This is a genomic window from Chryseobacterium scophthalmum, from assembly GCF_900143185.1.
GTDB classification, from domain to species: domain Bacteria; phylum Bacteroidota; class Bacteroidia; order Flavobacteriales; family Weeksellaceae; genus Chryseobacterium; species Chryseobacterium scophthalmum.
The window spans coordinates 959244-972700 of the sequence record NZ_FSRQ01000002.1 but is presented as its reverse complement, the minus strand read 5'-3'; the positions used below and the strand labels follow the sequence as shown (position 1 = coordinate 972700).

At 33.9% G+C, this 13457-nt stretch carries 15 protein-coding genes; 10 read left to right on the top strand and 5 right to left on the bottom strand.

From position 1 onward, the window contains the following. Positions 1–82: 82 nt before the first annotated feature. The gene (locus BUR17_RS14740; RefSeq protein WP_074231088.1) at positions 83–574 is read right to left on the bottom strand and encodes a dihydrofolate reductase; all 492 of its coding nucleotides are present in this window, start codon (positions 572–574) and stop codon (positions 83–85) included. A gap of 139 nt (positions 575–713) precedes the next feature. Here BUR17_RS14740 and BUR17_RS14735 point away from each other — a divergent pair, with 139 nt between their 5' ends. From BUR17_RS14735 to BUR17_RS14710, 6 genes are all read left to right on the top strand, one after another. Next, on the top strand, positions 714–1322 hold the full coding sequence (locus BUR17_RS14735) for a LemA family protein (RefSeq protein WP_074231087.1): 609 nt from the start codon (positions 714–716) through the stop codon (positions 1320–1322). After that, complete coding sequence (locus BUR17_RS14730) at positions 1322–1750, top strand: TPM domain-containing protein (RefSeq protein WP_185116693.1); 429 nt, start codon at positions 1322–1324, stop codon at positions 1748–1750. Before BUR17_RS14735 ends, BUR17_RS14730 begins: the two co-directional genes overlap by 1 nt. Further along, complete coding sequence (locus tag BUR17_RS14725) at positions 1731–2534, top strand: TPM domain-containing protein (protein ID WP_074231085.1); 804 nt, start codon at positions 1731–1733, stop codon at positions 2532–2534. The genes BUR17_RS14730 and BUR17_RS14725 overlap by 20 nt, the downstream gene beginning before the upstream one ends. Before the next feature lie 25 nt (positions 2535–2559). Next, positions 2560–3114 (top strand): hypothetical protein, encoded by a 555-nt coding sequence (locus tag BUR17_RS14720; RefSeq protein ID WP_143747592.1) that lies wholly within the window; start codon positions 2560–2562, stop codon positions 3112–3114. A gap of 87 nt (positions 3115–3201) precedes the next feature. After that, positions 3202–3723: an NAD(P)H-dependent oxidoreductase gene (locus BUR17_RS14715; RefSeq protein WP_074231083.1), complete on the top strand. Its 522-nt coding sequence runs from the start codon at positions 3202–3204 to the stop codon at positions 3721–3723. Between the two features lies 1 nt (position 3724). Next, a complete protein-coding gene (locus tag BUR17_RS14710) occupies positions 3725–5605 on the top strand; it encodes a monovalent cation:proton antiporter-2 (CPA2) family protein (protein WP_074231082.1) in 1881 nt (626 codons plus the stop codon). A 1-nt stretch (position 5606) separates the two neighbouring features. Here BUR17_RS14710 and BUR17_RS14705 read toward each other — a convergent pair whose 3' ends face one another. Then, complete coding sequence (locus BUR17_RS14705; RefSeq protein WP_074231081.1) at positions 5607–6416, bottom strand: head GIN domain-containing protein; 810 nt, start codon at positions 6414–6416, stop codon at positions 5607–5609. A 231-nt stretch (positions 6417–6647) separates the two neighbouring features. On the opposite strand from BUR17_RS14705, the gene BUR17_RS14700 reads away from it, so the two are divergent. Continuing rightward, positions 6648–8789: a M3 family metallopeptidase gene (locus tag BUR17_RS14700; RefSeq protein ID WP_074231080.1), complete on the top strand. Its 2142-nt coding sequence runs from the start codon at positions 6648–6650 to the stop codon at positions 8787–8789. Positions 8790–8843: 54 nt separating this feature from the next. Here the strand turns inward: BUR17_RS14700 and BUR17_RS14695 are convergent, their stop codons facing one another. Continuing rightward, positions 8844–10127, bottom strand: coding sequence for a TlpA family protein disulfide reductase (locus BUR17_RS14695; protein WP_074231079.1), 1284 nt, complete (start codon positions 10125–10127; stop codon positions 8844–8846). 195 nt (positions 10128–10322) lie between these two features. Here BUR17_RS14695 and BUR17_RS14690 point away from each other — a divergent pair, with 195 nt between their 5' ends. Continuing rightward, positions 10323–10700 (top strand): YchJ family protein, encoded by a 378-nt coding sequence (locus BUR17_RS14690; RefSeq protein WP_074231078.1) that lies wholly within the window; start codon positions 10323–10325, stop codon positions 10698–10700. Between the two features lie 205 nt (positions 10701–10905). On the opposite strand, the gene BUR17_RS14685 is transcribed toward BUR17_RS14690, so the two are convergent. Both BUR17_RS14685 and BUR17_RS14680 read right to left on the bottom strand, forming a co-directional pair. Then, on the bottom strand, positions 10906–11406 hold the full coding sequence (locus BUR17_RS14685) for an FKBP-type peptidyl-prolyl cis-trans isomerase (protein WP_074231077.1): 501 nt from the start codon (positions 11404–11406) through the stop codon (positions 10906–10908). Between the two features lie 105 nt (positions 11407–11511). Then, entirely contained in the window at positions 11512–11763 is a 252-nt protein-coding gene (locus tag BUR17_RS14680; protein WP_074231076.1) for a VF530 family protein, read from the bottom strand. Positions 11764–11885: 122 nt separating this feature from the next. Between BUR17_RS14680 and BUR17_RS20870 the strand changes: the two genes are divergently transcribed. Together BUR17_RS20870 and sbcD are read left to right on the top strand one after the other, a co-directional pair. Beyond that, on the top strand, positions 11886–12038 hold the full coding sequence (locus tag BUR17_RS20870; RefSeq protein ID WP_167594302.1) for a hypothetical protein: 153 nt from the start codon (positions 11886–11888) through the stop codon (positions 12036–12038). Beyond that, complete coding sequence (sbcD, locus tag BUR17_RS14675) at positions 12035–13243, top strand: metallophosphoesterase family protein (RefSeq protein WP_074231075.1); 1209 nt, start codon at positions 12035–12037, stop codon at positions 13241–13243. The genes BUR17_RS20870 and sbcD overlap by 4 nt, the downstream gene beginning before the upstream one ends. The last annotated feature ends 214 nt before the right edge of the window (positions 13244–13457 follow it).

Below are 13457 nucleotides of genomic sequence, written 5' to 3'. Positions count from 1 at the left end.
AATTTGGTTGTTAGTTTTTAGTTGATAGAAGATGGTTTCTAATTAAATTTTCACACATTAAAAAACGATCAACCAACAACTATTAACCATTAACCTTTTCATAAGTCTGAAAGCAGAAATCGTATTGATTTTTTTCATCTTTTTCGTGACAGATTTCTCCTGTTTTTTTCCAAATCTTTTCGTTGATTTTTGGAAAATAAGTATCGGCTTCCAAATTTGCTTTTACCAAAGTTACTTCAAGACGGTCTGCAATTTCCATGGTTTGTTCATAAACATTTCCGCCACCGATGATGAAGATGTTTTCGTCAATTTTTTTTGCAAATTTCACAGCTTCTTTAAGGCTTCCAACAATTAAAACCCCTTCCTGAAACCAGTTTTTCTTTCTTGAAACAACAATATTGGTACGGTTGGGAAGTGCTTTTCCTATGCTTTCATACGTTTTTCTTCCCATAATAATCGGGTGTCCCGAAGTTAAGTCTTTAAAATGTTTTAAATCTTTCGGAAGGTGCCACAATAACTGATTACCAGAACCAATCTCGTTTTTTTCTCCCATTGCCACCACAATTGTTGTCATTCAATAAATTTTCTGCAAAATTAGCACTTAATTTGTATATTTGGTTAGCACAAAAAATAATTAAAATTTAAATTTTTGAAATCGCTGTTTTAAAAAAACTTAAAAAAATGCAGTTTCGTAAACTATTAAAAATTCACATATGAAAAATAAAGGTTGTCTGAGCGCCGGAACCATCGGCATTGCTCTTCTTATCATCGTTGGAGTACTTTTTTTCTGGGGGAAAAACGGATACAATAATTTTGTAGCACAGGAACAGAAAGTTGATGCAAAATGGTCTAACGTACAAACTGTCTATCAGAAAAGAGCCAACTTAATTCCTAATTTGGAAAGAACGGTAAAATCATATTCAAAATTTGAGCAGGAAACATTAACAAAAGTTGTGGAAGCTCGTTCAAAAGCAACCTCTATCAATATCAATCCGTCTAATCTTACGGAAGAAGATATGGCTAAATTTCAGGCTGCGCAAGGAGAATTATCTGGAGCATTAAGCCGATTAATGGCGGTTGTAGAATCTTATCCTAATCTGAAAGCAGATCAGCAATACATCAATTTTCAAAGAGAATATATTGCTATAGAAAACAGCATTAGAACCGAAACCGTTTATTACAACGATGCTGCAAGAGATTATAATATTTCGATCAAACAGTTTCCTAATAATATCTTGGCAAACTTTACCAATTTCAAAGAAAAACCTTTATTTAAAGCACAAGCTGGAGCAGAAAATGCACCAAGCGTATTTACAGAATAATGAACCGTTTTCTCACAAATCAGCAAATAGATTCTTTGGTAGAAGCGATTCAGTCGGCAGAGCAACATTCTACCGGAGAAATTCGTGTACATATTGATTCTACAACAGATCATCAGATTGCAGAAACTGCTTTTGAGGTGTTTAAAGAACTTTGTAAAGATAAAACCGCAGAAAAAAATGCGGTTCTTTTTCATGTTAATTTTGAGAAAAAATATTTAACGATTATTGGTGACACCGGAATTCACGAAAAAGTACATCAGTCTTATTGGGATCATCTGCACGATTATATTACGTCAGAATTTTCAAAAGGTCATTTTTATCAGGCTTTAAAAAGCGGAATTCTTGAAACCGGTTTAGAATTAAAAAAACATTTTCCAATAAAAGGAGAAAATCACAACGAATTACCCAATGAGATTACATTCTCTTAAACTATTTTTCACGTTCATCTTAGTCTGCTGTTATGGTTTTTTATCAGCACAGTACACTATTCCTGAAAAACCTGCAGTTCTATACCCTGTTTATGACGAGGCAAATCTGCTTACAACACAGGAAAAAAATGAACTGAATAATAAGCTAATTAAATTCGCAGATTCTACCTCAACGGAAATCGAAATTATTATCATTCCATCTACAAAAGGCGAAGATGTTAATTATTTGGCGACGATGTTTGGCGAAAAATGGGGAATCGGCCAGAAAGATGTAGACAACGGAGTTGTTTTTCTGATTGCTAAAGACGACCGAACGATGTCGATTCAGCAAGGAAGAGCAGTTGAACAATATTTAACTGCTTCAGTTGCCGGACAGATTTTAGACTATATCGTTACCCCCAATTTCAGACAGGGAAAATGGTATGAAGGTATTAATGGCGGAACCAATGCTATCATGGAAGCGATTCAGGGAAAGTTTAAACCAATTGCCACCAAGAATAAATCTGGAGATGTAAGTGTTACAAAACTACTCGTTATTGCTTTCGTTATTTTCATTATTCTCGCTATCTTTTTTGGAAATCGAGGCGGCGGAAACGATGATGATGGCGACATTACGATAAGTCGAAGAGGGCGAAGAAATTATCCAGGCGGATTTTTTCCATTCCCTTTCCCTGGAAGTTTTGGAGGCGGATTCGGTGGCGGAAGTTCTCGAGGCGGTGGCGGTTTTGGAGGATTCGGCGGCGGCGGAAGTTTTGGCGGTGGCGGAGCTTCTGGTGGATGGTAATTCCTTACAATTAAACTTTAAAATTTTGAAAAAAGCAGTTCTTGTTATTGTTATATTTTTCACAATAATTTCATGTAAAAAACAAAAAGAAATTCCGGTTTTAAATTCTATATTCTTTAATTCCGAATTACAAAACGGTTATAAATCTGTACTCAACAATTCCTCTTTGAATTTTAAGGAATTAAAATATACAAACGTTCCAAAAGAATTTGAGCCTTTTACAGCATATGAATCAAGCGGAGAAAAAAATCCGTATTTTAAAAGTGAAATTAAAAAATTATATGTCTCACTTGTACCGAATGACAAAACCTTTTCAGTTACACAGTTAATAGAATTTAATAACACTGAAGATAAGTATAAAGAATTTGACAGTTTGCAAAAGCTGTTAATTCCTTTCGCAAAAGATTCAAGTCTGTTTGACAAATCGCCTTATAAAAATATTCCAAAGGTTGAAAAACATTTTCAGATGAAACTTAAAGATGAATATGGAGGAGGATTTATCGAGATAGCATGTAGTCCTCCGTACAATACATTTGTAATTCGGTATGATACAAAGACGACCTTACCTTTAGAAAAGTAATATTTCACCTGATTAAAATTTCATTAAACCTACCATAAATTTTCAAATTTTTCTGAATTTTCATTATATTTACTGAAAACGGGGTCTATGAAAAAAACGCTGGTGGTTTTTGCCCATCCTTATCTGGAACATTCAAATTCTAATGTAGAGTTAATTAATTTCTATGTTCGTCATCAGCATTTTACCCTTCGTGATTTGTACGAAGAATATCCCGACTTTCATATTGCGGCTTTCAGAGAACGGAAAAGGCTTCAGAATTATGACCGATTTATTTTTCAGTTTCCTATTATTTGGTTCGGAATTCCACCGTTGTTAAAATTGTGGATTGATGAGGTGTTTGACAGGAACTGGATTAAAGAAGGCGAAAACAACCCGCTTGAAAACAAAGAAGTTTATATCGTTGTAACAACCGGTGGAAAAGAAAAATCTTTTTCAAAAGAAGGGACTTACAAATATACTATCGAAGAAATGATCAGCGGATTAATTGTTTCTTTAAAAGTTTTTAATGCTAATATCAAAGATATTACCATCGTTTATGAAGCCAATAAACTATCAAAAAAAGAAATCATTTTACAGAAAAAGAAATTTGTAGAAACCCTAAATCAATAATATGGAATCTAGCTTAGCGATGAACACCTTACTCTTTTTGGGCGTTGCCATTATTATGGTTCCGCTCGCAAGAAAATTAGGTTTAAGCTCAGTGATCGGTTATATTTTAGGTGGAATTATCATCGGACCGTATGTTTTAAAACTAACAGGACGTGATGTCGACGGAATTATGCACGCCAGTGAATTTGGGGTTATCATGCTTCTATTTTTGGTTGGACTAGAATTGGAACCCAGGAAATTCTGGGAAATGCGAAAGAAAATTGTCGGTCTCGGTCTTACTCAGATGACTCTTACCATTTCGCTACTTTTCCTGATCTTTTTTTTAGCAGGATGGAAAATCGACAGAGCCATTACGATTGCGATGTGTTTTGCATTATCATCAACAGCAATTGTTTTACAGACTTTACAGGAAAAAAATAATCTTAAAACCACCGCAGGTGAAGCATCTTTTTCCACGCTTTTATTTCAGGATATTGCCGTCATCCCTATTTTGGCGATTTTACCTATCATTGCGAATTACAAAGCAAGACATCATGATAATGAGGTTCAGATTTTAATTCAGAAACTTCCGGAATGGCTTCAGGCAGGAACCGTAATTTTCGGTGTTGTTATTCTAATTCTATTGGGACGATATGTTTTTGTACCCTTTTTGAGATACGTTTCAAAAGCAGGAATGACGGAATTATTAACCGCTTCTTCCTTATTTTTGGTGATAGGAGTTTCAGAATTAATGGTTGCCATCGGATTGTCTCCCGCTTTAGGAGCCTTTTTAGCAGGCGTCATGTTGGCAAACAGTGAATTCCGCCACGAATTGGAAGCACACATCGATCCGTTTAAAGGACTTCTTCTCGCAGTATTTTTTGTAAGTGTAGGTTCTACGATGAATTTTAACGTCATTGCTCAGGATCCTGTTTTCATTTTCAGCACTGTTTTTGTGGTTTTAGCCGTGAAATTTTTTGTTCTTTTTGCGATCGGAAAATTCTTTAAAATTGATACCCCACAAAGTTTATTCTATGCTTTTGCACTTTCTCAGGTCGGAGAATTTGCTTTTGTCTTGATCAATTACGCTTCTGATCTTTATCTATTCAATGCGGAAATGAATGCTCAAATGATGGCAATCACCGCCATTACAATGTGCATAACCCCTATTCTTTTAATTATTAATGACAGACTGATTACTCCTAAATTCATCAAAGAAATTCCGGAAGTAAAATCAGATTTTGATATTCTTGACGGCAATATTTCTCAGAAAAAAATCATCATTGTAGGCTTCGGACATTTTGGAAGCACTGTAGGAAGACTCCTTAAAGCCAATAAAATCTCAGCAACCGTTCTCGACAGGGATTCTGATAGAGTGAAATTACTAAGAAGTTATGGTTTTAAAGTCTATTACGGAGATGCTACAAGAATTCCCGTTTTGAGAGCTGCAGGAATTGAAGAAGCGGAAATTTTGGTTTTATGTCTTGACGATCCCGACGACAATAGATTTGTTGCAGAATTGGTTCGTGAGCAATATCCTAATGTGAAAATATTTGTTCGTGCTAAAAACAGGATCGATGCATACGAGTATTTAGACAAAGGAATTGATAATATTTATCGTGAAACTTTGGGAACCGCAGTAGAAATGGCAGTAGATGTTTTACAGGAAACCGGAATGCGAAAGTATGCAGCACGTCGTCTTGGGCAAAGATTTATGGCAATCGACAAAGCATCAATCCGAAAACTGGCAAAATCAAAAGATGATGAAGATATGCGTCTTTTTACCACAAAAGAACTCCTCCAGCGAGAGGAGGAGTTGTTGGCTTATGATAATTTAAATTTTGAAAATAAAGATTGGGAAACCTCATCTACAGACGATGATGATGAAGAGACCCAAGAATAAATTATTGAATATCTACACTTCCACCGCTGCTTTCTTCTTTGGTTACGGTAGTTACATTTCCTTTTTTAATTCCTTTTACACTTCCGCCTGAAGATGCATGACCTTCAAATTTTGAAGAAACACCGATTTCTACACTTGCTCCGCTTGAAGCTTCAGCTTTCACATTTTCAGCAACCACATCCTTTGCAGAAATACCGCTTCCTGAAGATGAAGTAAGATTTGCATTTTTGGTTTTTCCGGATATTGTAACATCTGCTGCAGAAGAAGCTTCAATATTAAGGTTTACCGCCCAGATTTGCCCTTTGAAAGTAGCGCTGCTTCCTGCATCAATATCCAGATCGTTGGCTTCAAGTTTCCCTGAAATATGAGCTGCACTTGAAATCTCAACATCCGTTTTCTCCTGAGTGAACTGATCTCTTACAATAATGATGGCAGCAGAGTTTGCTTCAAGTTTTTTAAAATCTTTAGCATAAATTTTAGCTTTCACATTATTGGTATTCATTACACGTACTCCTGTTTTGTAGTGAATATGAAGTTCGTCGCCACTGTTGTCCACCAAAACTTCGTCAATAATATTTGCAGGTGCAGAAATCACTACTCTTTCAACATCAGATTTAATAATCTCTGCTTCAATAGCCTGAGAAACCTCAATTTCATTAAAATCACCTTTAAATTCTTTTTGTTTTAGAGATCCGTGATCTTTATTAGTAACGTCGGGTAACCAAGTTGATTTGCCTTCTTTGTTCTCATTTTTTTTGCAAGAAGTGAAAATCACTAATCCTGAAAGAAGTAAAATTGCTGTATATTTCATAGTTAAATATTTTATTTTTTTTAATGAACATATTCAATCGCGTCATCTTCACCAGTGTTTGAGTGTGAAAAATCATAGCGATTTCATGTTTTAATGTTTAGAAGTTTAGTTTTTAATATCTTTATACTTTAATAACAACTAAATTATAAAATCTCTTACAATTGACAATAAAAACAATTTTTAAAATCAAAAGAGATTCTATATGACTTTTAAAATAATAAATATCTGCCCATGAAACACATTTCATCAGCATTGTTAATTTCTGCTTTGGCATTCAATTACTCTTGTACCACAATGAAAACAAACGACATAAAACAGGAAATGCCTGTTCCTGATGCTTCGCTTTCTTCAAATCCTTTTATGAAGAAAAGCAAACTTCAGTATGAAACTCCCGAGTTTGATAAAATTAAAAACGAACATTTCAAACCAGCATTTCAATTTGGATTAAAACAGCACGATGCTGAAATTCTGAAAATCGCCAACAATAGCGAAGCGGCAACTTTTGAAAACACCATTGTTGCATTAGAAAAAAGTGGCGAAGTTCTAAAAAGAACCACAATTACATTTTCAAATCTTACAAGCGCAAATACCAATCCTACTTTGCAGGCTTTGGACGAAGAATATGCTCCGATATTTGCAGCTCATTCTGATAAAATGTACCTGAATGAAAATCTGTATAAAAGAATAAAATCGATCACAGAAAACAGTTTAGATTCTGAAAGCAAAAGATTACTGCAGTTTTACAAACAGAATTTTGAAATCGCAGGAGCTAATCTTTCTTCTGCTGACAAAGAAAAATTAAAGCAAGTAAATCAGGAATTGGCATCACTTTCTACTCAGTATTCCAACAAATTATTGGAAGCAAGAAAGCAAGGTGGCGTTTTCTTTTCTGATGCTAAAGAATTAGACGGACTTTCAACAGACGAAATTGAAGCTGCAGCAAGCGATGCAAAAACTGCAGGACAACCCGGAAAATATCTTTTAGCTTTACAAAACACTACTCAGCAACCTCTTTTGCAAAATCTTACCAACAGAGCAACAAGAGAAAAATTGTTCAAAGCATCTTGGCAAAGAGCTGAAAAAGGTGATGCCAATGACACGAGAGAAACAATTGAAAAATTAGCCAAATTAAGACTAAAAAAAGCTCAGATCTTAGGCAAAAAAAGTTTCGCAGAATGGAAATTGCAAGATCAAATGGCTAAAAACCCTGAAGCTGCAGTAAAGCTGATGAATCAAGTTGCAAATCCTGCGGTAGAAACAGCAAAACGTGAAGCAAAAGATATTCAAGATCTTATTGATCAGCAAAAAGGAGGTTTCAAAGTAGAACCTTGGGATTGGAATTTTTACGCTGAACAGGTAAGAAAAGCAAAATTTGATTTAGATGAAAACCAAATCAAGCCATATTTTGAAATTACAACCGTTTTGGAAAAAGGAGTTTTCTTCGCTGCCGAAAAATTTTATGGATTAACATTCAAAAAAAGAACAGATCTTCCTGTTTATCATCCTGATGTGGTAACTTATGAAGTTTTCGATCATGACGGAAAATCTATCGCAATCTATTATCTTGATTTCTACACAAGAGATTCTAAAAGCGGTGGAGCCTGGATGAGCAACTACGTTGAGCAATCGTATTTATTGGGAACAAAACCTGTGATTGTAAACTGTTATAATTATCAGAAACCGGCTCCGGGAAAACCTTCTTTAATCAGTTATGATGATGTTTCAACAATTTTCCATGAGTTTGGTCACTCTATCCACGGAATGTTTGCAAGCCAGAAATATCCTTCACTTTCAGGAACAAGTGTACCGAGAGATTTCGTAGAATTCCCATCTCAAATCAACGAACATTGGGCTTTAGATCCGGTAGTTTTGAAAAATTATGCTCTTCATTACGAAACAAAACAACCTATTCCACAAGCTTTGGTTGATAAAATTAAAAAAGCATCAACATTTAACCAAGGTTATATGACGACCGAATTGGTTTCTGCAGCAGCTTTGGATATGGATTGGCATTCTGTGACCAATGAAAGTCAATTGCTTCCGGTTTTAGATTTTGAAAAACAATCGTTAAATAATCACGGATTTACTTTAGCTACTGTTCCTCCGAGATATCATACTCCTTATTTTGCACACATTTGGGGCGGTGGTTATTCTGCAGGATATTACGCTTATTTATGGTCTGAAACTTTAGATAATGACGCATGGGAATGGATTAAAAATAATGGCGGTCTTACAAGAGAAAATGGTGACCGTTTCAGAAAATACATTCTTTCTGTAGGAAATTCTGTAGATCTTAATCAGGCATTTAGAGATTTCACAGGACACGATCCGGATATTAAGCCGTTGTTGAGAAACAGAGGTTTTATTAAATAAACTTAAAAAAGCATCCAAATTGGATGCTTTTTTATAATATCTAGAATCTATTTATTATTGTGCCGACATAAGAATTTTAGCAATTTCCTGTTGGTTATATTTTTTCAATAAAACTTTCCCTTGAGAATCTAATAATAAAAAATTCGGGTTAGAAGAGATTTCCAGTTTTTCCACATAAGTGCGGTCGTTATTTTTACTCTTCACATTGATCCAGCTTTCCAAGCCTTTTTCTTTTACAAAAGTTGCCCATTTTTTATCATCGGGTGTATTAAGATAAGAAACCGATTGGATATCTACACCAGAATTTTTAAGACTTGCTATATAAGTTGCAATTCCGGGCGTTTCTTCCTGACAATGCACACATTCCGGATCGTAAAACATGACGAATGTATATTTCGATTTCGCATAAATATCAGAAAGGCTTATCATTGTTTTATCTAATTTTTGCATCTCGGTATTTGCAATGGTACTTCCTATTGGTACAGCTTCCAAAGCAGAAAGTTTTGCGGCAATACTTTTGTAAAACGTCTCATTTTTATTGACGCACTTCATATCATTCAAATAAGTATTGAACGTATATTTATAAGCATCGTTCATCCCTTTCTGACTATAATATTCAAGATTTTTAAAAATCCATTTCAGATAAAACAGATAATTTTTAGAATCAAAGTTTTGTCCTTTCAGAAGTCGATCTACGCCGATTTTATAGTTTTCGTTATCAATCGGAAGAATATTAATGTATTTAAACAAAAACTGATACGAGTTCGGAAGTATCTGAATTCGTCTTTCATTAAGATCTATATCTGCAAGAAAACTGGCCTGTAATTTTTTCCTTTCTTCTAAATTTTCCGGAAGTTTTATATTTCTTTTTTCTTCGAGTTTGGTATAAAGATCAAGCGTAGGACTCGGATATTTTTTTTGAACAGCTTTTAAAAGCTCTAATTTTTTTTCGATGTTTCCCGATTGTCTTTCAAAAGTGAGAAAACCAATATTAGGTTCCTGTTCAGGCATAAGTCCTAAAAGTTCACTTCCTTCTAGGTTAAATGATATTTTCGCACCATTGTTGACCAAAATATTTAAGGCAGATTTATTAGATTTTAGTTCCAATTTATAGATTCCTCCTAAAACTTTCTGTTTTTGAACAAATTTTGCAACCGGTGTTTTGTCACTAATCTTTGCAGAATCTACCGCATAAGAATCTGAAACCGTCCCGTTAAATATTTTAAGATACATTACATCTTTCGCAATACCTTTGGTTTTGATGCTGATTTCATAACCATTTTGCGCCGAGAATACATTGAAAAATCCGAAAAGTAAAAAGAAGATATTTTTTTTCATCGATAAAGTATTTATACTTGTAAAGTATCACAAAAATATTAATATCTCTCTAAGAACAAAATAAGTTTTATAAACTTCATCTTATTTTAATTATTATTTAATAATCTCCCTGCTTTTTAATGAATTAAATGAAAATTAAATTTTAAACCTACATTCCAAAACTTTTGCGACTTTTGTACATCAAAAAATAAAAGAATGAACTGTCCTTGCTGCTCCGGAAAAACATACGAAGAATGTTGCAAACCTTACCATACCGGAGAAAAAAATGCTCCAACTGCCGAAGCTTTGATGCGCTCAAGATTTTCTGCATTTGCCATTCCGAATGGAAAATACTTAATGGAAACGACTTCTCCCAGCAAAAGGCAATTCCACAATACAAAAGATTTGCAGGAATGGGGAGAAATCAATGAATGGACAAAACTTGAAATTGTAAATAAACCTTCAATGAATAAAGTAGAATTCAAGGCATATTACACCGATGAAAACGGCGAAAAACAAATGCATCACGAATTATCTACATTTAAAATGATTCAAAACAGATGGTATTATGTTTCGGGAGAATTTATAGACTAATGAATTTGCAAATTTAAGTTCTAAAAAATGTCTAAAAGAGCAAAAAAGCTTTCTACAAATAATTAATTACTCCTCTTTTTTGTTCTTATGTTTTCAAAATAATTAGACTTAAAAAGTTTAGGATATTCTTTTGTGACTTTTGTGGTAAAAAACAAAAAATGTCCGATTAAAAAACCGGACATTCATATTTTATTCTAAATATTTCTTAGTGAGCCTCGTTTCCGTCAATTCCATGAGCGTGACCGTGAGACAACTCCTCTTCTGTTGCAGGACGAGTGTTTAAAATTTCCACCTGGAAATCTAAAACTTTTCCAGCCATTGGATGGTTAAGATCTGCCACAACAACTTCCGGAGTAACTTCTACTACAAAAGCCTGGAAATTATTTCCTTGGTTATCAGATAAAGGTAAAATAGCTCCGATTGGCGGAACTCCAGATTCTGCAAACATATCGATTGGCAATTGTGCGATAGCATCATCTTGCTTTTCACCGTAAGCTTCTTCAGGCTGAATTACAAAAGCAGCAGTATCACCAGCTTTCAAACCATGGATATTTTGCTCAAACTTTGGAATCATCATTCCCAAACCATATAAAAATGTAAGTGGATTTTCTGCAGTTGTTTCTTCTACAAGAGTTTTAGTTCCATCCTCTTCGATAGTGTGAAGAATATACTTTACAGCTACCACATGATTGTTTTCGATTGTCATATTTTTTCTTTTTTTCGTGAATTCCTATCACGATTAACGGCACAAATATACTGTTTTTGAAAGAATTGATTAAGAAATTACATGTAAAGAATAATCTTCAACATATTACTTTCTATTTTTTGATTCTTCCCTTTTTTTCTGTCTTAAAACATACAGATACAGACTTTCAACTTTTGCTCTCGCCCAGTCTGTTTTTCGTAAAAACTTCAATGACGAATTGATACTCGGATTATCTGTAAAACATTTGATATTAATTTGTTTTCCCAATTCTTCAAAGCCCTGATAATATTCTACCAACTCTTCAAGAATGGCATCAAGTCTTTTTCCGTGTAAAGGATCTTTTGATTTTTCTTCCATAACGCAGTAAAATTAAAATATTTTATCAGACTTATCTACTAAAATTGTTTAAACTCTTAATCTTTAGTATTTTTGATGAAGGTATTTCTTATCTATAAAAATTACTCATTCCGATAATCAATATGAGCAAAAATAACGAAGCTAACAGGAAGAAAAATAAAAAGAAAATCGACCAGAAAAAACGTAAAATACAAAATGCGGAAGCAGAAAGAAAAGCACGTTTAAAACAAATTCGAGAAGATTTTAAAGCAAGAGATGCAGATAATAAATTATGAAAATCCTCCACACCGCCGATTGGCATTTGGGTAAACGTCTCGACCGTTTTTCTAGATTAGAAGAACAGGTTTTGGTGATGAACGAAATTGTTGATATCGCAGATCGTGAAAATGTTGATCTGGTTCTGGTTGCCGGAGATTTGTTTGACAATTTTAATCCGAGTGTTGAAGCGACGGAACTTTTTTATAAAACTTTAAAATGTTTATCATTAAATGGAAAACGTCCCGTTATTGCCATTTCCGGGAATCATGATTCGCCAAGTTTGATCGATGCACCCGATCCTTTAGCGCGCGAATGCGGAATTATTTTAATCGGACATCCAAAAGCGACAATCAATCCTTTTGAGCTTGAACATTTCAAAGTTTCAAAATCAACAGAAGGTTTTATTGAATTAGAATTTAAAAATCAAGATTTCCCTGTCAGAATTTTGCACACTCCTTATGCAAATGAGGTTCGTTTAAAAGAATATTTTGGAGAGAATAAAGAAGAGGAACTCAATAGAGTTTTAGCCGAAAACTGGAAAAAAACTGCTGATGCATTTTGCGATCAAAATGGCATCAATCTTTTGATAACGCATTTGTATATGAACAAAAAAGGTGCTCCTATTTTGGAAGAACCGGAAGGAGAAAAGCCCATTAAAATAGGAAATGCAGACCTAGTTTTTTCAGATATTATTCCGCAGCAGATTCAATATACAGCTTTAGGACATTTGCATGGTTTTCAAAATATAGGAACTGATGAAAAGCCTGTTGTCTATTCATCTTCGCCTTTGTGTTACAGCTTTAGCGAAGCCGGACAAACGAAGTATGTTTCCATTATTGAAGCTGAACCCAATAAAAATGTTTCATTTGAGAAAATTGCTTTACAAAACGGTAAAAAACTCGTCAGAAAAACGTTTGACTCCATTGAAAATACAATTGAATGGCTGAAAGAAAACCCAAATACTTTAGTTGAATTGACCTTAGAAAGTGAAACTTTTTTAAAAGCCGAAGAGAGAAAACTCATCTATCAATCTCATAACGGAATTGTGCATCTCATTCCGAAAGTTAAAAATCAGGATTTTAATGAAAATCAATTAAGTGAAATCAACCTGAGTCAGGATATTCAAACTTTATTTAACAATTATTTTAAATCTAAAAATGGCGGTCAGGAAGCCAATGAGGAACTCATTAATTTGTTTAACGAAATTGCTTCCGAAAAATAATTTTATCTAAAATATTTTTAAGCCATTAAGAAGTTTCAGGTTATAAGATTTTTAATGGGCTTTTTAAATTTTATTTAAAAATTCTTTTTGTCATTCTGAATGAAATTTTGCGAAGCATTATGAAATGAAGAATCTTTTAAAATACAAATATTTAAGATTTTTCGACTCCACTTCGTTGCGCTCAAAATGACAACAATGCAATATTAATTTTTGA

Excerpts from the sequence above, each read along its gene's own strand:
- BUR17_RS14710 (WP_074231082.1), top strand. The coding sequence starts at position 3,725 with ATGGAATCTAGCTTAGCGATGAACACCTTACTCTTTTTGGGCGTTGCC.
- BUR17_RS14740 (WP_074231088.1), bottom strand. The coding sequence starts at position 574 with ATGACAACAATTGTGGTGGCAATGGGAGAAAAAAACGAGATTGGTTCT.
- sbcD (WP_074231075.1), top strand. The coding sequence starts at position 12,035 with ATGAAAATCCTCCACACCGCCGATTGGCATTTGGGTAAACGTCTCGAC.
- BUR17_RS14705 (WP_074231081.1), bottom strand. The coding sequence starts at position 6,416 with ATGAAATATACAGCAATTTTACTTCTTTCAGGATTAGTGATTTTCACT.
- BUR17_RS14730 (WP_185116693.1), top strand. The coding sequence starts at position 1,322 with ATGAACCGTTTTCTCACAAATCAGCAAATAGATTCTTTGGTAGAAGCG.
- BUR17_RS14690 (WP_074231078.1), top strand. The coding sequence starts at position 10,323 with ATGAACTGTCCTTGCTGCTCCGGAAAAACATACGAAGAATGTTGCAAA.
- BUR17_RS14685 (WP_074231077.1), bottom strand. The coding sequence starts at position 11,406 with ATGACAATCGAAAACAATCATGTGGTAGCTGTAAAGTATATTCTTCAC.
- BUR17_RS14735 (WP_074231087.1), top strand. The coding sequence starts at position 714 with ATGAAAAATAAAGGTTGTCTGAGCGCCGGAACCATCGGCATTGCTCTT.
- BUR17_RS14700 (WP_074231080.1), top strand. The coding sequence starts at position 6,648 with ATGAAACACATTTCATCAGCATTGTTAATTTCTGCTTTGGCATTCAAT.
- BUR17_RS14725 (WP_074231085.1), top strand. The coding sequence starts at position 1,731 with ATGAGATTACATTCTCTTAAACTATTTTTCACGTTCATCTTAGTCTGC.
- BUR17_RS20870 (WP_167594302.1), top strand. The coding sequence starts at position 11,886 with ATGAGCAAAAATAACGAAGCTAACAGGAAGAAAAATAAAAAGAAAATC.
- BUR17_RS14680 (WP_074231076.1), bottom strand. The coding sequence starts at position 11,763 with ATGGAAGAAAAATCAAAAGATCCTTTACACGGAAAAAGACTTGATGCC.
- BUR17_RS14695 (WP_074231079.1), bottom strand. The coding sequence starts at position 10,127 with ATGAAAAAAAATATCTTCTTTTTACTTTTCGGATTTTTCAATGTATTC.
- BUR17_RS14715 (WP_074231083.1), top strand. The coding sequence starts at position 3,202 with ATGAAAAAAACGCTGGTGGTTTTTGCCCATCCTTATCTGGAACATTCA.